The 22,036-nt window shown below is 48.4% G+C and carries 11 protein-coding genes and 2 pseudogenes; 2 read left to right on the forward strand and 11 right to left on the reverse strand.

Going from position 1 to position 22,036, the window contains the following annotated elements:
• Positions 1-161: 161 nt before the first annotated feature.
• The 4 genes and pseudogenes from GO755_RS15150 to GO755_RS15160 all read right to left on the reverse strand — a co-directional run bounded on the left by GO755_RS15150 (position 162) and on the right by GO755_RS15160 (position 7,046).
• On the reverse strand, positions 162-2,384 hold the full coding sequence (locus GO755_RS15150; protein WP_157586022.1) for an ATP-binding protein: 2,223 nt from the start codon (positions 2,382-2,384) through the stop codon (positions 162-164).
• Positions 2,385-2,394: 10 nt separating this feature from the next.
• A pseudogene (locus GO755_RS42325) lies at positions 2,395-3,312 on the reverse strand (sensor histidine kinase); the annotation flags it as partial.
• Between the two features lie 120 nt (positions 3,313-3,432).
• Positions 3,433-6,639 (reverse strand): annotated as a pseudogene (locus tag GO755_RS15155) (ligand-binding sensor domain-containing protein); the annotation flags it as partial.
• Between the two features lie 269 nt (positions 6,640-6,908).
• Complete coding sequence (locus GO755_RS15160; RefSeq protein ID WP_157586024.1) at positions 6,909-7,046, reverse strand: hypothetical protein; 138 nt, start codon at positions 7,044-7,046, stop codon at positions 6,909-6,911.
• 256 nt (positions 7,047-7,302) lie between these two features.
• Between GO755_RS15160 and GO755_RS15165 the strand changes: the two genes are divergently transcribed.
• Entirely contained in the window at positions 7,303-7,707 is a 405-nt protein-coding gene (locus GO755_RS15165) for a DUF6640 family protein (protein ID WP_157586025.1), read from the forward strand.
• A 136-nt stretch (positions 7,708-7,843) separates the two neighbouring features.
• Here the strand turns inward: GO755_RS15165 and GO755_RS15170 are convergent, their stop codons facing one another.
• From GO755_RS15170 to GO755_RS15190, 5 genes are all read right to left on the reverse strand, one after another.
• Complete coding sequence (locus tag GO755_RS15170) at positions 7,844-10,297, reverse strand: glycoside hydrolase family 2 TIM barrel-domain containing protein (protein ID WP_157586026.1); 2,454 nt, start codon at positions 10,295-10,297, stop codon at positions 7,844-7,846.
• Between the two features lie 6 nt (positions 10,298-10,303).
• Positions 10,304-12,499 carry an alpha-amylase family protein gene (locus tag GO755_RS15175; protein WP_157586027.1) on the reverse strand — a complete coding sequence of 732 codons (2,196 nt, stop codon included), beginning with the start codon at positions 12,497-12,499 and terminating at the stop codon, positions 10,304-10,306.
• Positions 12,500-12,780: 281 nt separating this feature from the next.
• Positions 12,781-13,599, reverse strand: coding sequence for a sugar phosphate isomerase/epimerase family protein (locus GO755_RS15180; protein ID WP_157586028.1), 819 nt, complete (start codon positions 13,597-13,599; stop codon positions 12,781-12,783).
• The gene (locus GO755_RS15185) at positions 13,596-14,978 is read right to left on the reverse strand and encodes a sugar porter family MFS transporter (RefSeq protein ID WP_157586029.1); all 1,383 of its coding nucleotides are present in this window, start codon (positions 14,976-14,978) and stop codon (positions 13,596-13,598) included. Before GO755_RS15185 ends, GO755_RS15180 begins: the two co-directional genes overlap by 4 nt.
• A gap of 33 nt (positions 14,979-15,011) precedes the next feature.
• The gene (locus GO755_RS15190; RefSeq protein WP_157586030.1) at positions 15,012-15,839 is read right to left on the reverse strand and encodes a phytanoyl-CoA dioxygenase family protein; all 828 of its coding nucleotides are present in this window, start codon (positions 15,837-15,839) and stop codon (positions 15,012-15,014) included.
• A gap of 124 nt (positions 15,840-15,963) precedes the next feature.
• On the opposite strand from GO755_RS15190, the gene GO755_RS15195 reads away from it, so the two are divergent.
• Positions 15,964-16,842 carry an AraC family transcriptional regulator gene (locus GO755_RS15195; protein ID WP_157586031.1) on the forward strand — a complete coding sequence of 293 codons (879 nt, stop codon included), beginning with the start codon at positions 15,964-15,966 and terminating at the stop codon, positions 16,840-16,842.
• A gap of 99 nt (positions 16,843-16,941) precedes the next feature.
• Here GO755_RS15195 and GO755_RS15200 read toward each other — a convergent pair whose 3' ends face one another.
• Complete coding sequence (locus GO755_RS15200) at positions 16,942-18,681, reverse strand: RagB/SusD family nutrient uptake outer membrane protein (RefSeq protein WP_157586032.1); 1,740 nt, start codon at positions 18,679-18,681, stop codon at positions 16,942-16,944.
• Positions 18,682-18,693: 12 nt separating this feature from the next.
• Positions 18,694-22,014, reverse strand: a complete 3,321-nt coding sequence (locus GO755_RS15205) for a SusC/RagA family TonB-linked outer membrane protein (protein WP_198174843.1) — start codon at positions 22,012-22,014, stop codon at positions 18,694-18,696.
• Positions 22,015-22,036 lie beyond the last annotated feature (22 nt).

A 22,036-nucleotide genomic window follows, 5' to 3' on the forward strand; every position in this document is an offset into this window, starting at 1 on the left:
CTCTGTCAGATTTGGGGCAAATGCTGATAAATTTGGGTCAAATCTGACAAAAAAAGCGTTAAGTTCTTCGTCTTTGTCTGAGGTAGGACTTCCGCTCAGATCCGTGCCACGGTTCCATTGATATGCCTGGATAACCGTGGCACGGCTCCGAGCAATTTGAGTTAGGTGATTATTTCCTGATGGATAGCCAGAGGTAGCAAGATGGTAAATTGACTTCCCTGATCCGGTTGACTTTCCACGGTCAGGCTACCACCATGTCCTTTAGTGACAATATCATAGCTCAGCGAAAGCCCTAGTCCTGTGCCCTCGCCAGTGGGTTTGGTGGTAAAAAAGGGCTGGAAGATCTTGGCCTTTACAGAATCGGGAATACCTGTTCCATTGTCCCGCACACGAATTTCAACCTGATTTACCCCCCGTCCCCCTTCAGGGGGATGGGGGGTAAGGCGCGTCCTGACGCTCACGATTGGCTGATAATCAGATACGCCTGCCTGTTGCTGGCGAGCCTGTACTGCATAAAAAGCATTATTGTAGAGATTCAGCAAGACCCGCCCAATCTCCTGAGGAGCCACTTCCGCTAAACCCAGGTCTGGGTCAAAATCAGTCACTAACTCACAGTTGAAACCAGTCTTGTCTTTGGCCCTCATGCCGTGGTAGGCAATCTTAAGGTATTCTTCGGTCAGCGCGTTGAGGTCAGTAGGTCGTTTCTCACCCGATTCGGTGCGACTGTGCTCCAACATGCCTTTGACGATATTGCTAGCTCGACCTCCATGATGGTTGATCTTTTGGAGGTTGCTACTTAGATCGTTAAGCAGATCCTGAATCAATTCGGCATCACGGTCAGTTTTGGCTTCTTCTTCCTGGAGTTCACTGACCAACTCGGTACTGATCTCCGAGAAGTTGTTGACGAAGTTCAAGGGATTCTGAATTTCGTGAGCGATGCCAGCAGTCAATTCACCTAAACTGGCCAGCTTCTCTTTCTGGATGAGTTGAGCCTGAGAGGCTTTCAACTCGGCGGTTCGCGCTTCAACCTGCTGTTCGAGTCGCTCGTTTTGGGTAGCCAGCAGTTGCTGCTTTTCTTGTTCTTGGGCAATCGTTTTTTGGGATAGAACTTCTAATTCGCCAAGCTGCTTTTTAAGCAATTTATTGGCATCTGCTCTTTCCTGTGAGAGTAAAAGTGTCACTGTAAGCGCAAGGCTTAGGAAAGCCAGAAAAAAGAAAATATGACCATCTACAGGCAGAGAAAAAGAGGGAAATAAATTCGGTACTACCGCATCTATTATAAAATTCACAATAAACACCAACAGGAGCATACTATGTGCCCAGGTAAATAATTTAGCTCCCTGTTTTTTATGTTTTATGGCAATAATGCCTACGCGCAAAATAACAGCCCAAGGGACAAGACAACCTAAAACATGTTGGGCTACAATGTATTTAAGTAAAGCAAGGTGGTTGGAGGCAATAAAATATAGTGGGAAAGCCGATAGAGTAAGTACAGCCGTTACAAAAAATAATATCCCTTTAGGCTGGTTGAAATAATGGTAAATGCCAATCAGGTAAAATAAAGCAGATAACACAACTCCGCCAATAAGCATACTATCACAAACATCGATGAGAACAAGTACGTTTCTTACAGATAGTTCGATAGGAAACGATTCGAAATCCCGGAGAATAATTATTGAACAGTGTGTCAGGCACTGTGCCAATAAAAATAACCCAAAGTAAAGGCTGGATTTTTGGGAGATATAAGTGACATATAATAAAAGTTGTAAAATCCCCATAATAAAGAATACGCCCAAAAAAATCGTTTGGGCTGCTATATTTCTCTTTATCCATTTTAGGCTAGTTTCTACTTCTTCTGATTTCAGAAGCCGCATCCAGAAAAATGGGTAGGCGTCGTTCGTAAGTGTTATTTTTTCAAAAGCAAAACGAACAGCAACAGTATGAACTGAATCAGGTCCTATGAATAGTAAAGGAAAATACTGCGAACGAGCTCCTTTTTCTAACCGCTGTTGTGAGTTTATTTCACCATTCCGAAGAAATAATCTCCCATCTAGAAAAATCTCTGAAGCTCCTGCCTGAAATAGATACATGCGAATTAGTTGTCCCTGCAATTTTGGAGCAACCTGAAGGCGTAGTCTAAGCCAGCCAATACCTTCCTGCGGCAATTTGTTTAACACTGAGATACCTTGAGTTGGATTGAGCGTATCCCAGCGAGAATCATCAAAATCCGGCTTTGCCCAGGCGGGGTTATCGCCCAACTGCCACTTCCAGGTTTTATTCAACACCACACCGTCGGTGGGTAAACTATCGATGCGAAAAACAGATTGCCCCCAGGAAACCAGCCCAGTTAAATACAGAAAACAAAAGAGTAAACGTGATTTCATGGCAGAGGAATTAAGCTTGAGTAGGTAAGCTGATGACAAACGTCGTTCCCTGACCCGGTTGACTCGCCACCGTCAGTGTCCCGTTATGTCCTTTGGTGATAATGTCATAGCTCAGCGAGAGACCCAATCCCGTTCCTTCGCCCGTGGGCTTGGTGGTGAAGAAAGGCTGAAAAATCTTGACCTTCACTCCGTCGGGTATGCCCGTGCCATTGTCCTGTACCCTAATTTCTACTCCCGACTCACTACGTTGCGTACTGACGCTGACGGTAGGATGATAATTGGCCGGAGTCATTTTCTGTTTTTCCAAAACGGCGTAGAACGCGTTGTTATAGAGGTTCAGCAAAACTCGACCAATTTCCTGAGGGGCTACCTCTACCAGTTCCAAGGTTGGATCAAAGTCGGTGACTAACTCGCAGTTGAAACCAGTTTTGTCTTTGGCTCTTAACCCGTGATAAGCAATTTTAAGGTATTCATCAGCCAGCGCATTCAGGTCAGTTGGCCGTTTCTCACCGGATTCAGTGCGGGAATGTTCCAACATGCCTTTGACGATGCTGCTGGCCCGGCCGCCGTGGTGATTGATCTTCTTAAGATTGCTACTCAAGTCGTCGGCGATGGCCAATACATCGTTGGTGTTACCCGCCAGAGCTTCTTCCTTGAGTTCTTCTACTAGTTCGGCACTCACCTCGGAGAAGTTATTGACGAAGTTTAGTGGATTCTGAATCTCGTGGGCGATGCCTGCCGTTAGTTCACCCAGACTAGCGAGTTTTTCTTTCTGGATCAGTTGGGTCTGGGTGCTCTGGAGTTCGGTCAGGGATTGTTCGAGGTGGTCGCGTTGAGCCGCGATTTCCTCCTTCTGTTCCAATATTTCGCTGTTCTGTTGTTGAACCTGTTTCGTTCGGATGGCGACTTTTTCTTCTAAAAGGCGATTTTCCCGACGTAGTGCCCGTGAACGGTACTGGACAAACGTCCAGATGGCTCCTCCCAGCAATAATGTATATAGGAGATACGCCCACCAGGTTTGCCACCAGGGGGGACGTATCGTTAGCTGAATACTTGTTCCCTTTTCATTCCAGGCCCCATCGGCATTGGCCGCTTTAACCTCAAACGTATAAGTGCCGGGTCGTAAATCCAGAAAACGAGCCTGCCGGGTAACTCCTAAAGGCACCCAGACTGTATCAGTCGGGGTTAATTTAAAGGCATATTGCGACTCCTCACCCCGATTATAGCTGAGGGCGGCAAATTGGAAGGTAAGATCGCTCTGGTCGTGGGGCAACGTAATGGTTTTAGCGACTGAGATATGCGTGGCCAATTGCCCATCAGAGCCAACGGTGGCAGGTTGACCGTTAATGAGCAGATCGGTTAGCACCACAGGTGGACGTATCGGATCGTCCTGGGCCTGATCCGGAAACAAGGTGATCACATCTCCCTCACTGCCCGCATAGATTTCGCCACTACTGGCGCACCAGGTGGGCGTGAATAAACCCTGTAACCCGTTACGTCTGGTAAAGTGGCGAATCTGATCGGTGTTCCGGTCGAGTCGCACTAACCCGTTGCCCGTGCCAACCCACAAGAGGCCTTGTTTGTCGCGATGGACACTAATTACTGTATTGTTTGGCAGGCCGTTAGCCCGGGTGAAATGTTTCAGTACCCGTTTCTTATCATTAACGAGCCATAGACCATTCGTAAAATCACCCACCCAAAAACAACCTGGCCGGGCATCGGGCAACAGGCACTGAACACTGGAAAGGCCGCCTGCATCGGTCAGGATGGTCGTGAATTTACCCGTGCGAGGATCTAACACCTGTACGCCACCGGTTAGTGACATACCAATCCAGATTCGTTTCTGACTATCTTCTTCTAGTGATAAAACAAATCGGCTGTGTAAACCCGTGAACTGCCGTTTACGGGCTAACTGGCTCACAACCTGACCTTCTTCTGGTGAAAGGGCCACACATTGGATACCCCATAATTGGGGATGCGCGGGTGAGGCTGATGTCCAATGACCGTAGGCATACGTTCCATCCGACCGATACCGTAGTCGATACCGACCTGCTTCCAAGTGAATCACGCTTATCTGATTGCGAATCTGTCCTGTCAGACCATCACCCGCGCTCTGCTTATACGTAGTGGTCCAGATGCGATGCCCCTCTCCGTCTTCCAGCCAGCCATAATCGAGCTTCGTGTCAGAAACCCATTCACCACCAACGACCAGCAGTAAATCGGTCGGCTGACTTAAGCTGAACGCCACTGTCTGGTTGACGTTATTACCCGGTTGCCGGATAGCCGCCACGGGTTTTCGGGCTGTTGTCAGCGATTGAATGCGGGTGTAGAGTTCAGGCGTGTAGAGCGAATCGGATTGATAATAGTGGGTAAACGTCTGACGGATTGGGTCATAGTGATCCAACCCAAGATAGGTTCCAATCCAGAGCGTACCATCCGAAGCCGGAAGAACCGCTCGTAAATTGTCATCCATCAGGCTGTTGGCCCTGGTCGAATCATGTATGAACCGGGTAAACGTCCCATGCTTCCTGTCGAGTAGGTTTAGGCCGCCCCCCTGCACGCCTACCCAGAACCGACCCTGCTTGTCTTCAGCCATTTCAAAGACCTGACCTTTACCAATAGACTGGCTGTTTCGATCCTCATGGCGATACTGCGTTCGGTGTCCGGTTTTTCGATCCAGCCGATCTAATCCGACGTCAGTACCCAGCCAGATAACGCCCGGCTCGGAAGGAGCCTCGTACATCCGGAAAATAAATGAAGCTTTCTCCGAGCCTGACGACCCCTGTTTAATCAAATCAGGCTTATTCATGATGGCCGAGAACTTAACCGCCCGGCTCTGTTTGTACACCCCGTCGTCAGCCTTTCCTACCCAAACGACTCCGATTCGGTCTACCAGGAAAGAGATGATGTTTCCTCCGGCTTTTAGCCCCTCCGGCTCATTTCGTTTTTGATACCGCACAAACGCTTGCCGACGACGGTCATACATAGCCAGCCCGTCGGTGGTCACGAACCATGAATCCCCTTTGGCCGTTTCGGCCAAAAACTGAAGCATGCCCGGGCTGGGGCTGTTAGGATCATTCGGCTTCGATATAAAATGCGTGAAACGTCCGGTTTTCGGGTCTAATTGATCCAGACCCTGGTTCGTAGGAACCCAGACGGTCCCATCCCGGTCTGGATACACACGCGTTACAGAATCGTTCCGAATCGAATAAGGGTTTTGGGTGTCATGTTTGAATTGCGTCACCTGCCACGTTTGGGGCGGTCCGGCGGTCCGGTTCAGACGAAATAGTCCTTTCGCAATGGATGACAGATAAAGATTCCCCTGCTTATCCTCGGCTATCAACGAGATTAGTCCGAAATCAGCGGCAATGCCAGGACTGGTCTTGGGCTGGAAGCGATTGAACTGATTGGTCTTCGGGTCGAAGCGATGTAGCATGTTTCCATCGCCCATGGTGGTTACCCAGATGGTGCCCGACCGGTCTTCCAAAAACGCGAAATCTTTAATCCAGTTCGTATTGCTTAGGTAAATCGCATTCGCCAGTAGACTGTGTGGATTGGTAGGGTCATGCCGGAAATAAGTCCAGGTCGCTGTTTTTGGGTTAAATCGGTTCAGCAAGAAGATATAGTCTGAATAATTCCCGGTAATGGTCCAGATGTCGCCCCGCTGGTCTTCATGGATAAAGGCGATGAAGTCCGCATTTCGACTGCCCTCGGGGGCCTTTTGCGGATACTCGATAAATCGTCCGGTGGCCCGTTCAAAACGGACCAGTCGCTCACAACCGATCCAGATATCGCCGTTGCGATCTTCATAGATGGACTGGACATTCCTGCCTTTAAAGGCGTATTTATTTTTAAGATCTGACTGAAAATCAACCATCTGAGTACCATCGTAACGAACCAGGCCACCCTGCGTACCCATCCAGATAAACCCCAGATGGTCCTGCAGCATGCAATTCACCGAGTTTTCGGGCAACCCATCGGCCACGGTCAGGTGCTCGAACCGGATACGAGCGGGCTGCTGGACCGATAATGCAGTATTCTGACGTCGGTCTAGTTGCTGGGCCAAACCGCTGGACAGAATCGAAAGGTTGACCAGCAAGATGAAAAAGCAACGAAGGTGACTCATGAATGTATGTATAGAGCGGAAAGTCATTCGGTGAACGCGTATTAGCCAGGCCAAAATAAACAACCAATCCCTAGAGAGGCTATTTCGTTTGGGACAAAAGCTATACCGTTTGGGACAGTAGAAGGTCATAACAGAAAGACCTACTCCAAGGTACAATAGAATGGCTCAAAATTGGCTAACAGACCATTTACCCGAAACTTGTCGGATGAATGAGGATCAAAACGATGGGTATTCTCCCCCATACAAAAGCAAAATAGGGTAATACATAATCTTTTGGCCTTTTTCACTTTTGATCACTAAGTAATTTAACGATTTGGAGGCAAATTTTTTATGCCGACTATCCCTTAGTCTGTGGCAAACAGAACATTACTAATTTGGTACCCTGTTTGCCTGTGGGTTTAGAAAGGATTAATCGTAATGGTCGGCATCTGCAGGCGAGTGAACAGGAACCAGCTAGCAACTAGCAAAGCCAGGCTGGCAGCGAGGACGAAGGCGGTCAGCGCGAAGGCAAGGGCGGTAGTAGAAAATCGAGACATGGCGGTAGTGGTTTAGGTTACTGGCTTCGAACAGATCAAAGGTCAGTTTTCCCTAGTCGTCTCTTTTTCAGGTTTGAGTCAAAAGCTGCTAAATTTGAGTCGATGGGTAGAAGTGATCACAAAACGTTACTATTCAGGTTTATGATAATTGCTTTATAAGCAGGAACTTGAGGCTTTTTGCGAATGTCTTATTTCTGCAAGTTTTTTTAACTAAACGAAGTTATTTTTGTGTGATTTAACGAAAAACCAACCCCATATGGGCAAGCTGTTGATCACTATCGTAGCGCTGGTAACGATGCTGGGTGGCTTCGTTTTCGATTGGAATGAGACGCATATTTTCAACCCTCACTGGACTCCTCACGCCAAATTTCATAATGCACAGACAATGGTCCTGGGCGCACTATTGGGCTTGCTGTCGGGCTGGTTTTTGTGGTTTCAGAATGGTGACAAACGGACCACACTCCAACTAGCCGTACTTTTTGGGAGCTTGTATTGGCTCAGTCAGGCAGGTGCTTATTTCTTTCCCGGTACGGCACTGGTCGATCCCGAATTTGCCCATCCTGGGCAATGGCCAGCCCAACTCATCCTGGACGGGACTCTGTTTTTATTATTGGGTGTTGGCTACTGGCTGGAAACTCGTAGCCTGACGAGGATGCATTGAGTCAACTCGTATGCTACTGATCCGGATTGACAGTTAGTAAACCATCGATGCCCCTCTCCTAGTCAAAAATCCTTCAGTCAAAATAGATGTTTGACTGAAGGATTTTTGACTTAATCTAGCCCGTTTTATAGTCTAGTTACCGTATCGTAATCATCAATTCCCCCGATTGGAGATTGGGAGAACTGGCTATTAACCTAATCCTACCCATTGCTCCTTTTGGGCGAACGATAGCTAAACACCGACCCCGAAACGTCGTTTTACGAGCTTGTTGAAAACTGCTCAGGTCCGTAGGATTTGCATTGGCTACGCCCGCCAACTCACCCACACCCGATAATTGAAAGCTGACAGGAAGGTTCGCCGTCGGAATTAATTGCCCCTGCTCATCCAGCACCTCAACAGTTACGTATGACAGATCATTACGGTCGTTACGAATAGTCGCCCGGTCGGCGATTAAACGAAGGCGGTGCGGCTTTCCAGCGGTACGCAATTCGACCGTGCCCGTCGGTTTTCCGTTTTCAAAACTTGTTGCTTTTAAAAGGCCCGGCTGATACGGAACGGTAAATGTTGCCGTGATCGTGCTATCTGGCATGTGCTGCTCACCAATGAGTTTGCCATTCAATTCCAGACGAACCAACGAACTGCGCGAAAAAACACGCACCTGAAGTGGTTTCCCTTCGGCTCCCGACCCATCCAGGCCGGACCAGTTCCAACTTTGCTGTTCGTCTGGCCAACCCCAGTTGGTAACGGTTTCTTTCATGCCGTCGGGAATGGGCGCATGAACGGCTAGGGCAATGGGGCGATTTCGCCAGACAACATCCCGATAAAAGGATTGTGGCTTTTTAGAACCAATCAGGTCCAGATCACCGCACCAGGCATTAAACCAGGGCCACGGCAACACTGCTCGGGTACTGTCTTTATCAGATTTCGGCTGAACAATTGTGTGGCCAATGGCCGTTTCGCCCATGTAATCCATGGCGGTCCAGACGAAATCACCGATGACATAGGTTTTTTTTTCGACTTGCTGCCAGTTTTCAAACGCTTCTTTGGCAAACGTTTCGGTACCCACGATAATCCGTTCGGGATGACGCTGATGATCCGATTCGTTGTGCTTCCATTCATAGTTATAGCCGCCCACATCCAGCAGCGCAAAAGCCTTGTCCGAATCTTCCCAGACATTGCCGGGATGCTCCCAAAATACACAAAGCGCTTCGGTAACTGGTCGCGTTGGGTCTAACCTATGCGCTTCATCAACCAGTTTTTTAGTGATCTCCAGTCCTGAAGGATCGGCTCGTTCGTTGATTTCATTGCCGATGCTCCACAGAATAACAGACGGATGATTCCGGTCGCGCTGAATCATAGCAGTTAAATCCCGTTCCCACCACGTATCGAAAAAGCGGTGATAGTCCTGTGGCTTTTTGGGCCTCTGCCACATATCGAACGCTTCGTCGATGACCAGCATACCCAATCGGTCGCAGGCGTCCAGTAAAGCAGTAGAGGGCGGATTATGGCTGGTACGAATGGCATTAAACCCATTGGCTTTTAACAGTTCTACCTTTCGCTCTTCGGCCCGGTCGATGGCTGCGGCTCCTAATGGCCCATTGTCGTGATGAACGCAACCACCTTTCAGCAGAACGCGTTTTCCATTCAGTACAAAACCCCGGTTAGCGCTGAACTCAATCGACCGGATGCCAAACGTAGTGACCAGGCTATCCAGTCGTTTCTTGCCCGCCATGATCACTACATGTGCTTTATACAAGTGAGGTGTTTCGGTCGACCATAATTGTGGGTTCGCTACCGTCAGCGCTTGTTTGTTCTCGGTTTTACCGTTGGCAGATATGGTTATAGTTTGCCGGGACGTAGTACGTGTTGATTTACCGCTCGGATCAATCAATGTGGTCTGAACGACCACCGAAACAGGCTTCCCTGCTGCATTATTAACCGTAGTAGTAAGCTGCACTTGAGCTGATTTTTCGGTAATCTGTGATGTCGTGATTGATACGCCTAACGGAGCGATATGCACAGGATCGGCAACGGTTAACCAAACGTGCCGATAAATGCCCGATCCGGTGTACCAACGACTATTTTGGCCCAGATTTTTTACGCGGACGGCCAGTACATTCTTAGCCCCCGACGGAGCTAAATAGGGCGTCAGTTCATAGCTGAACGGCGTGTATCCATAGGGGTGATAACCAAGATGATGCCCATTCAACCAGACATCGGTTTCGGTATACGCACCATCGAACTGAATCAGAACTATCTTCCCTTTTTCGGAGGGACTAAGCGTAAAAGATTTGCGATACCAGCCCGTTCCACCCACTGTATAGCCTGTGGATGTAGCGCCAACGCTGACTCGTGAAAACGGCCCAGCTACTTGGTCTGGAGTCTGGTTCAGCAAATCCTCAATGCTCCAATCATGGGGCAGATCCAGCTTTCGCCAGTTGGCATCGTTGTAGGTAGATTGCTCGGCCTGAACTGTACTGTCTTTTAAAAATCGCCAATCCGAATCGAAAAGCCGGGTTCGTGCTGGTTTCTGCTGCCCAGCCGCATACGTCGTAACAAGGACGCAACACGCTAAAAATAATCCCTTCATAGTTGCTTATTGATACACCAGAAACCCGTTCATTGATGGATTCTCCTGTAAACTTCTGGCCTTAATTGTCAGTCTACCGTTTTTCCATTCCCATGCGCTGAATGGCTTTTCGGCTTTATTCATAACGGCAACGACTTTGGCTGGCTTCTTTGCCAGTGGCAATTCCACAAAACCGCTATCAAACGGAATTATCGCCAGTTTCTTTGTCTCAAAAATACTCTGTTCATCCTGCGATATTAAGGCCCAGCGTCCCTGCCACATCATATTCCGAATAACCGATTTATCAAATGAAACCGGACTCTCCCGCAACGCCAACGCCGTCAGCCGGTCGTTTTCCAGGCGTCCCCAGCAATTAGGGGCAGGCTCCTGCGATAAGCTTCCTTTCTGACTATTCAGCCATACTGGTGTCCAGCCTACACTTGTCCGGTGCCATAGCGCCAGTGCCATGCGTTTGCTGATTTTCTGAAGCGGCACCGGCGATCCGTTGTCCAGTTTACGAGGTAACACCGCACTCTGCCCACCAACAATGGCCGTATTCAGTAAGACCTCATCATCTGCGTTCCAGTCGTAACCACTCGACGCCGTAATGGCCATGCTCTGCTGCCCGGCCAATGAACTCCAGATGCTCCATTGTCCGTGGCCTTCAACCTCGTGTCCACCCGCATCGCCCATGTCATCCAGCGCCAATAGATTCTGAATTGGCCGAAACAGCGGATGAATCGAATAGTATTGAATCGTGATGTTCGGATTGATTTCACGAGCCGCATCCGACACCAGCCTGAGCAGTGTATAGGCAAGATTCTCTCCCCGTAGAGCCGGATTTCGGGCCGTAGCCACATCGGGACTGGGAATGCCATAGCCGAAATCCAGTTTCAGAAAATCGGGTTTTAGCTCACGGACGATGGTTTGCGTCCGATTTCGAATCAACGCCACCGCCTTGACCGAACTAGGATCCAGACAGTAAAAACCTTTCCCGTGTGGATTCATATTCCAGGCAGTTTTCACGGGTTTACCATCGGCCCCACAGAGCAAATCCTCGTTCGTCAGGCCAAATTTTTCTGGTTCGCCTAACCAGATTATATTTTGCCAGTAGCCCGTTTTCAACCCTTTGGACCGAATGTAGTCCAGGTCTTCTTTGTATTTCGGGAAACGTTGCTCATTCCAGATACCGCTCCCCTGCGAACTCTCCCAGGAATCGTCAATGGCTAGTATATCGGCTTTAAAGTCCAGCGCTTTGTCGGTGATCGCCTTCAGATTGAAATCCCCATTTTTGAAGTCGCCCCAGGTATTCCAGACATTTAACTGATGATTTCCGGGTGCCGATTTAAACGATCCAAACGAATCGAAGTAGGCTTTATAGGCATCATAAGCTGTTGCAGCCCAGGCGATACGTAACGGCTCGGTCCAACTACGCTGGTTGGGCGTTGTCTTATTCCACAAATCTTCCCGGTACAGATACTGCAAGCAACCGTTCGACGATTGAATTTTATAGACCATCGCTGCATCAGGTATGCTACCGGCCCCAAGCACAATCCAGCCGGGTTGATTCCCCATAGCGCAACTGTAGAAAGGGCGCGGAAAAGCCGCTGCATAGGGAGTTCCTAAACTCGGTCCGAAACTCCCCAGTGGTAACGTAGCATGCCCCAAATCCCACATCCGAAAAAAGCTCTGTGTTGGATTCCCCTTGGCACTGGGAATGCAAATCCCGGCGGCCTCCCAGTCCGGCCAGAACGGATATTCCTGCGTCGGAGCGCGGACTTTCTCTTCCGCATTTAGTAGCGACGTACCGAAATACATCGAAATCAGTTTGGGGGGAGTGTCGTTCCAGTTAACCGTTAACTTCGTAATACGGACGATGCCCTGCACATAGTTAATTTCCAGGCTCCCACTTCCCAACGTACCAAAGGCCAACTTAACCACTCCCCCATTTTCCTGAAGACCGCTGACATCAGAAAGCGTCGCCTTAACATATTGTCGCCCACCCGATTCAGTTTGGAGCCAGAATGCAGGCAAAAGGCTCCCTTTCCAGAGCGTCTGACGTGTTTTCTCTTTGCGGAGTAAGGCCGAATCGTTGGCCATGTCCCAGTAAAATTCATAGCCATCAGATTTCACGGAAAAGACATTTCCAGCTAATCCGTTGAGAGAAAGGAGAAGAAGAAAAAGGTATAACCAGCTTTTGTAAGAGAGTAAAGAAGCCTTCATTCGGTGAGGTTAATGGTTACGTCGTAGTTGGTAGGATTGTATGAAACTATCTATTGGTTTGGTATGACCCCGATGGGTCAGAAGTTTATAGAGAGATCACATTTACTATAAACATTTGACCCCATCGGGGTCATACAAAGAAGGTAGTTTGGCTTGATGACTTCATTTCAATTGGTCAACTATCATACGGCATGATTTTCATTTGATTGACTGAAGCAGGAGCCCTTCAATAAAGAGCCCCTGACTTATAACCAACCTATTTTTACTAAAATCGAGTATGTCTAGTCGCTATCATACCGCTTTCGAAGAAGCTCCATCATATAGCTATTTACCTCCCATTGATTGACCACGGGTTGGCACGTGTAGGGTTGGAGAAACATATACGGTGGCGCTCCAAATTCAGGAGTGAATGTACAACTCGACCGGTCATTCTGCCGATGCAGGTCAACCACGCGATCCCAGATGTCCAGATGTTGCTGCACCGCTTCCTGCCATTCCGGAGCGCGCGGGTCTGAAATCTGCGGCCCCTCGGTATGCCCGACCCGACAGTGAATGTGATCCGTTCGGGAAATGGCAAGCGCCACCGCTTCGGGTTGATCATGAAGAAACGTTTCGGCCGTATTGAACCAATGTGAGATGTCGAGCGCGATCCGCAGATTTGGCAACCGGTCGAGGTACGTTCGGGTCGTATGCGCAGCAAAACTGAACTTCCCCCGATGCGTCTCGTGAATGACCGGCACGTTGGTTTGGGCAGCTATCGAATCAGCCAGCGCGATCAATTTTTCATTTTGGTCAACGCTGTAATAATCCTTCCCAGTCTGGCTATTGATAAACAGTGGTCGGGCCGCAGCCAGCGCCTGAAGTCGGTGTTCAAACTCCGAATAATGCTGGTCAAAATTAGCACATACAGTTTCCCAATGCTGACCAATAAACTGAAGTCCCTGGGTAGCGAGTTCGTTCAAAAGTAGATCCCGTTCATCGTCTTCAACTGGCAAACTAGCCTCTACTCCCTGATAGCCAGCGACTTTTACATGTTGTAGAAACTCCTTCCAGGGCGTGTGCTCCTGGCCCCAACGCGGGCAGAAAAAATGAACGTTCATGAGCGTTTCGTCAGTAACAATTCAATTTCTTCCAATGACTTGCCTTTGGTTTCAGGTACGTTTGCTTTTACAAAAACAAAGTAAATCAGGCAGATTCCGGCATGAATGCAGAACGTAGCGGGAAGGCCCAGATACGTTTTCATCACCGGAAACGAAGCCGTCGTGAAGAAGTTGGCAATCCATAAAGCCAGTGTTGACAGCGCCATAGCATTACCCCGAATCCGGTTGGGGAAAATTTCGGAGAGAGCAACCCAGGTGACAGGTCCTAACGTAGCAGCATAGATGGCAATGAATCCCAGTACGAACGTCAGAATCCAGTAACCCGGCCACTGAAAATAAAAGGCCGCAGCTAACGCCAGCGCATCGACACAAAGCAGCGCCGAACCGTACAGCAACAAATACCGACGACCAATTTTATCAATGGCCCCGATGGCGAAAAAGGTAAATACAAAGTTGATTAGCCCCAGAATAACCGATTGCAGAAAAGCCGAGTCTTCGGCCATACCAGCCTGTTGGAAAATGGCCGGCGCGTAGGAAAACAACGAATTCTGCCCGTCGGCCTGCGAAAAAACGGCGATACCTATACCCACCAATACAATCCCAAACAGGTCTTTGCTGAACAGGTCGCGTATATTTTCTTTGATCTCCTGTGAGAAACTTTGCCGAATCGTTTCGCTTTCCTGTTTGGCGTAACCAACGCCCCCAATCCTGGCAAGCACTTCATTGGCGAGTTCATTTCGTTGTTTACGGATAAGCCAGCGGGGGCTTTCGGCTACCAGAAAGAGGCTAAAAAAGAAGAATATAGCGGGCAGCGACTGCGATGAAAACATCCAGCGCCAGTTGTTGACGCCGGTATTCAAGAGCAGGTAATTGGCGAGGTATGCCAGCAAAATTCCTGTTGTAATGGCTAATTGATAAATAGCGACCAGCCGTCCACGTAAAGGAGCGGGAGCGGTTTCGGCAATATACATGGGGCAAACCAGTGCTGCTGCTCCGACCGCCACACCACTCAATAAGCGGAAGAAAATAAACGTCGTGAAACCCATTGCCCAGCCCGTACCAACGCCCGATATGGCAAACAAAAGTGCGCAGAGAACCAGTGTTTTTTTGCGCCCTATCGTATCACTAAGCTTCCCCGCGACCAATGCGCCAACCGCAGAGCCGAGGTTAATACAGCCAACAGCCCATCCCGTTTCGATGTTAGTCAGGCGAAAAAAATCACTAAAAAAGCGCACGGTTCCCGAAATAATAGCCATGTCAAAGCCGAACAATAGTCCGCCCAGGGCCGCTACGATACTAATCAAATAGATGTATTGTAGGTTGTAGACGTGCGTACCACGGCTTGCGGTATCGAGTTGGGTAGGAATAGCGATTGCCATACAATGCGGGTTGAGTTTATTTAGAACACCTGACTACGTCAAGGATACGTCATTTTCCTTATTCAGGAAATCCGTTTGATCGGTAATTCCAGCAACTTGCCAGGTTAGCAGAGCTTCGTCCGGTACAGTTTCTAAAGGGGTGATGCAGGACGTAGACGACTCATTATAAGGCACATTATCCTGACGATTGTAACACGAAATGAGCGACCATCGGGCATTTTCAGACAAGTTGGCTTCAGATCGGTGCAGGAGGTTACTATGAAAAAACAAGGCATCGCCCGGCTTTAACTCAACGTAAATAAGCTCCATCGTTTTCAGCGCGAGATCGACATAGCGTTGAGAAGCGCCGACCTGTTCGCCCGCAAAACCATGCTCAACCCGACCCATTTTGTGGGAGCCTTTAATGACTTGCAAACAGCCATTTTCTTTCGTCGCTTCCGTAATCGCCACCATAACCGAAAACATCTGGTCGGGGAACAGAAATTCGTTTTTGTACCAATAGCCATAATCCTGATGCCACTCCCAGGCACCACCCACGAGCGGTTCTTTCTGCATCAGTTTCGAATGAAAATGACAGACCGGCGATGAGCTATCCAGCAATTTATTCACCGATTGTACGATGCGTTCGCTACGGGTCAATAAGCCGTACATATCGTTTCCCGGCGTGAACCACAGAGCGAGTTTAGTTTTTTTTCCTGACTGATCATTCAGGTCGTATGAGTGTTGAGAAATGGCCGTGTCATCAATAGCCACTTGATAAAGCCTATCTATTTCTTCTGACGAAAACAACTTCGAGACAATCAGATAGCCATCCCGGTGGTATTGCGCTATCTGCTCGTCAGACAACTGATATATTGACATAAAGATGAGATGTTAAATTTCTTTACTGCTAGTTAAAATAGTATTTCAACTGTGCAAATTGACAGGAATAAACGACTTGATTCTACTAGTTTTGTATCAGAAGGCGGTACTATTTTAACGGTTTATGAAAGCGCTATTAGAGAAACTTCCAGCCACTGAACGATCCTCATTTAAGCTGTACAATTTCAACTTTCCGTACTTCCCGACACCCTGGCATTTTCATCCGGAATATGAGTTGGTGCTGGTCGTAAAAAGCTATGGCCAGCGAATTATTGGCAATGGCATCGGCGATTTTACGGATAGCGATCTGGTATTCATCGGCACCAACGTACCGCATATCTACCGAAACGATTCCGTTTTTTATCAAAATTCGACTGACCACCGGGCCGAGTCGGTTATTGTTCATTTCCTGGAAGACTTTCTGGGCGAGCCCTTTATGGAACTTCAGGAAATGATACCCATCCGACAATTGTTTCAGCGGGCTGCTTTAGGTCTCGAAATTCTCGGCCCCACCAAAGATTACGTCATTGCCCAGATGCTGGAATTATCGCAGCAGGAAGGGATGCGCCGATTGATAACCCTGTTGGATATTTTAACCACATTAGCTGAATCCCCTCATGTACGCACACTGTCTACCCAGATTATTGAAGGGAGCAACCCGGTTGAAAGTGAGAAAGTAAGTCTGGTTTTTGACTACATTTCTCGACATTACCAGCGCCGGATTGCCCTAAGCGAGATCGCCGATCTGATGAATATGTCCGTTCCGTCGGTCTGCCGGTTTATCAAACGCCGAACGCACAAAACACTGGTCAGTCTGATCAATGAACTACGGATCAGTCATGCCTGTAAACTACTGACAGACACCAATCTATCTATCATTGAAATCTGTTACGATTGTGGTTTTCAGAACCTCTCCAATTTCAATCGACAGTTTCGGCTCATTAAAAACAGCAACCCACAAACGTTTCGGAAGCAGCTCTGGGACAAAAACGTGCAGGAATGAAGTCTCATAAACTGCCTAAAAACCCCTAAATCCCCTGAAGGGGACTTTGCTCGTGCTTAAATAAAGTCCCCTTCAGGGGATTTAGGGGTTTTTAGAGAATCAATACCCTGCATTCTGCTTCAGTACATTGTTGCTCAAGTCTATCTGACGCTGTGGGATAGGAAAATATTCGTTCTTCCCGGCGGTGAATTTCATGCCAACGAGATAGGTACGCAGCGTACTTTCATACTGTAGATATTTCGTTAGCGTCGATTCGGCCTCGCCCCAGCGTACCAGATCGAAAAAGCGATGCCCTTCCATGCCTAGTTCAAGTTTTCGTTCAAAATGAACTGCCTTTCGGGCAGTAGCCTGATCCCATCCTTGCTCGTATAAGCCTACTTTGTAATTGGCAGCGGGTGTTGTGGTGCCATCTTTCATGACCCAACTGCTTGTTTTGGCCGCTCGGGCCCGCACCTCATTGACATAGGCACGGGCTTTGCTTAAGTCACCCGCTTCGACTTCACATTCGGCAAGCCATAGAATAACATCGGCAAAACGGATCAGATTTGTATTAATGGCCGTAACGGTACTTGCCCAGAAAGACCCATCGGTTAGCGTTCCTTTTTGGGATTTATAATAAACACTCTTTTTGGTGTTGTATGGACCGCCATAGGCCTGATCTCGTTGCCAGCTGATGCCCTGATGCGGGCCATAATCGAGGTAAGGAATGCCCCGCCGACCAACGGTCCAGTCTAAACGCGAGTCCACGGTTCCCGCATAAGGTGTAAACGGATCGGTGATTGCCACTCCTTCATCGCTGGTGACCGGATTCGTATTATACGTATCGAAATCGGGCAATCCAGTTGCACTGACTTTGTATGAATTGACCAGATCCTGCGACGGTTGAAAGAAGCCACAGCAATCGAACGGGCCACCGTAGGGCGCATTCAACACATCGCCATAATTGGCATTAGCCGCCGTAGCCCCATCGTTGACCGAACTCTGGGACGCGAATACGGACTCGCTGGAGTTCTTTGTTGCTGCGTTAAAATTATCCTGATACTTATCAAGCAGGCTATATTTAATTCCGGACGGATTTACACCCCGTTGGTAAACCTGCTCCAGCACAGCTTTAGCTTCGGCGTATTTTTTCTGAAATAACAGGCACTTGCCCAGCATAGCCCCCGCCGACCATTTGTTTGCCCGACCGATAGATCCCTGTAATTCAGGTAGATTGTCGTATGCAAATTGAAAATCTGCCTGAATTTTAGGCCAGATAGTCTGGTCATTGGGTATGTTTACTTTGACGTTAGGAACTTGGAAATCGGTCATCGTTTCGTCGATAAACGGAACCGAATTCCACATTTTCTTGGCTTCAAAATGATAGTGACCACGTAAAAACCGAGCTTCTCCTTCGAGTCGTTTGCGGTCGTCTGCCGAAATATCCGTTGCGCCGGGCATTGTTTTCAACACAATATTGGCTCTTGTTACCCCTTCATAAACGACTTTCCATTTATCGTTGAAAAAGCCATTTGTGGGAATCGGGATATAGGCTTCTATTGCATTGATTTCTGGCTGATCGGTGCCCGTACTGCCTTTGTGAGCATCTCCGCCCGCTATACTGCCGTAAATCCAGTTGGAGGCCGCGCTTGACCAGGAACCCAGCGTTGTTGTGCCAACGCTATAGCCATCCAGCATGGAATAAGCCCCAATCAACAGTGATTCAAGCCCATTCTTGTTCGCCAGAGACGTGGCATCGAGTGTACCATACGTAGATTTATCCAGGTACGATTTATCACAGCTAATTAGCCCACTGACTCCCAGGCAAATAATGGTAAAGGTGTATAGTAACTTGCGCATATGAGTAGGTAATTAAAAGTTGATACTAGCCCCAACGAGGTATTGCTTAACGGCCGGATAGGCACCGGCATCGATACCCGCAGCCCGATCATCGGTGCTAATAATTTCGGGTTCTAAACCCGTGTAGCGAGTAATGGTAAACAGATTGGTGGCCTGTATATACACCCGCAGCCGGTCAACCCCGATCTGATTTAACAACGACGTAGGAAGCGTATAGCCGAGGCTTAGGTTTTTCAGCCGCAGATAGGAGGCATCTTCTTTGTAGTAGGAATTTGGAATCGCGTTGGTACTGAAATTCCCTACTGTTTCCTGGATTGGAACTTTGGCGTTTAGGTTGTCGGGCCGCCAGGAATTGTAGAGCGCATCTTTACTTTTATTGGTGATTCCCTGCGAATAAAAATCGGTTGTGAACCGGGCATAATTAATCGCATCTCTACCCTGAACGCCATAGAAGAATCCCGCCAGATCAAACCCTTTGTAGGACAGATTCAGGTTCAAGCCGTAGGTGAATTTAGGATTAGGATTCCCGAAGAAGACCCGATCATTGGCGTCGATTTTCCCATCGCCATTGGCGTCCCGGTATTTAAACCGACCGGGGGCTGCGCTCTGTTGCGTAGGCGATTTGGCAACGTCATCCGCGCTTTGAAATAGCCCAATTACGTCATAGCCAAAGTACGCGTTGATCGGATGGCCAACCGCATTTCGGGTGAACACGCCCCCAATCCGGTTCTGTTCATTCAGCGGGCTGTTATAATCAAAATACGAAATACCGTCGGCAATTTTCGTGATTTCATTTTTATACGTAGTAAGCGTCAACGTAGCATCGAGCTTTACTTTCTGGAGGTTTGCCCGTTGCGAAATGGCCAGATCAATACCTGTATTTTTCATGCTGCCCACGTTGAAAAAAGGCGGATTTTGAGAGGCAATACCACCCGCAGTAGCCAACTGCTCAACCGTGTACAAGAGGTTATTCGTTTTCTTCTGGTACCAGTCAAACGAGATGTCGGTTTTACCACCGAAGAATGTAGCGTCGAAGCCCACGTTGGTCGAAACGTTGGTTTCCCATTTACCCGAGCTGTTGCCAATAAATGATAAGTAATAACCCGATTGAGGAGTCGTACTCGTTCCGCCAATGTCGTAGGAAGCAGCCCCTTTACTAGTCGAAAATTGAGTATACTGATTCGCTGGATCGATGCGTTGGTTGCCCATCAGACCATAACTTCCGCGCAGTTTCAGATCAGTTAACCAGGTCACGTTTTTCAGGAACGCTTCCTCTGAAATCCGCCAGCCTAACGAACCCGCCGGAAAAACGGCATACCGATTATCGGCCCCGAAGCGGGAGGAGCCGTCCCGCCGGACAATAACACTGGCGATATACTTGTTTTTGAACTCGTAATCGACCTTGCCAAATAAGGAAAACAAAGATGCTGGCGTATTGGGGAAACCGCTCACCAACTGGTTGGATGTGCCCGAACTGAGCGTAATGGCATTAATGTTCGTGTATAGAAAATAATTACTCCGCGACCCTTCAATGCGATTGCCCGCATCGTCTACCGCTTCGGTACCCGCCAGCACTTGCAGACTATGATCACCAAATGTATTTTTATAGGTCAGCTGGTTGGTCCAGGTCCATGACCGATTTTTGAAAAAACCAACAGCAAGGGTCGGGTTACGATTGTTTTCGGCCCCCTCGTATTCAATCGTCGGGTAGTTTGTGTAATCATTCGTGCCATACGTACCGCCGAAGCTAGTACGTGCCGTAAAGTGCTTTAGGAAGTCAACTTCCAGATACATGTTTCCAAAAATTCCAAACGTATTGGCCCGGTTGTTTTTGGTGCGCTCCCGAACGGCCACCGGGTTATCTGCTGTGCCTAACCCGTTGCCTTTTGTTCCAGCGAAATCACCCTCCCGAATCGTGTAGAGCGGCACAATCGGCAAAATATAGCGGGCAAGGGCTAATTCACTGGCTTCGGTATTGTTCGCTGCGGTATTGGCCTGTGAGGTAAAAACCTGTAGATTTTCGCCAATTCGAATGTTCTTTTTTAGTGTAAACTCAGTGTTGATACGAGCCGAATAGCGCTTATAAAAGTTTTCAATGACAATACCATTCTGATTAAAATAGTTGAGGCTAAACAAGTATCGGCTCTTGTCGGGCGCACCACCCGAAACCGTGAGATTGTGGTTGGTTATGGGCGCATTACGGGTTATTTCTTTCCACCAATTCGTTCCCTGCTTATTAGCTTTGACAATGAGGTAAGGCGCATAGGTCGAATTGGCCAGATTAGCGTAGCTCAAATCATACAGAGCGGGATTTGCGGCTGGATCACCTTCTTTTACGCCAGACGCCGTACCCGCCAGCAGATAATCGGGCAACACGGGCGTAGCGCCTTTGCCATACTGGACACTTTGCTGGGGTTGGCCGGAGTTCTTTAACGCTAGCCACGTCAGATCAGCATACTCCTGTGGATTCAGCATGTTGGTCCAGCCTTTCCCTGGGTCCTGAATGCCATAGGATACATCGTAAGACACTTTTGCACTGCCAGTTTTCCCTTTTTTCGTCGTGACAACAATGACACCATTCGAAGCACGAGCGCCATAAATAGAGGCCGAAGCGGCATCTTTCAGCACCTGCATCGACTCCACGTCACTGGGATTAATGCCTAATAGAGAACTGGTTGGAACGCCATCCACAATATACAAAGGGTCATTTCCTGTAAATGAAGCAAACCCACGGATCCTGACAGTCGATACACTTCCCGGCTGGTTATTACTGATTACGGTTACTCCGGCAGCTCGTCCTTGTAGCTGATTTTCGGCGGTCGACGCGGGCAACGACTGGAGATCGCTTACTTTAACTATGGCAACCGAGCCCGTAATGTCTTTCTTCCGCTGCGACGAATAACCTGTTACAACGACTTCCTCCAATGCCTTGACATCGTCGGAGAGCACAACATTTAGGATCGACTGATTATTAAGAGGAATTTCCCGTGCAGTGAAGCCTATGAACGAAAAGACCAGCGTTACATTCCCGTCTGGTACATTGATGGCATAATTGCCATTTACGTCGGTAATCGTACCGGTCGTTGACCCTTTAATCACAACACTAACACCTGTCAGTGGCTCTCCTTTGGCATCCGATACTTTCCCTTTAATGCCAATGTCCTGACTTTTAACGCCATAATAATTTTTCCCCAAAACTTCAGAGGCTATACTAGTAAGCTTTGGGGAACGGGCAGTTGCTACGCTCGTAAACAGAACTATGACGAGGGCTGGGAACGTACTTCGGTCAATAAGCCGAAACAGGAACCTTGCTAAGTAGAGGTTACTATTCATCGTATAATGGATTGATTTAGGA

It is taken from the genome of Spirosoma arboris, from assembly GCF_009754945.1.
GTDB lineage: Bacteria > Bacteroidota > Bacteroidia > Cytophagales > Spirosomataceae > Spirosoma > Spirosoma arboris.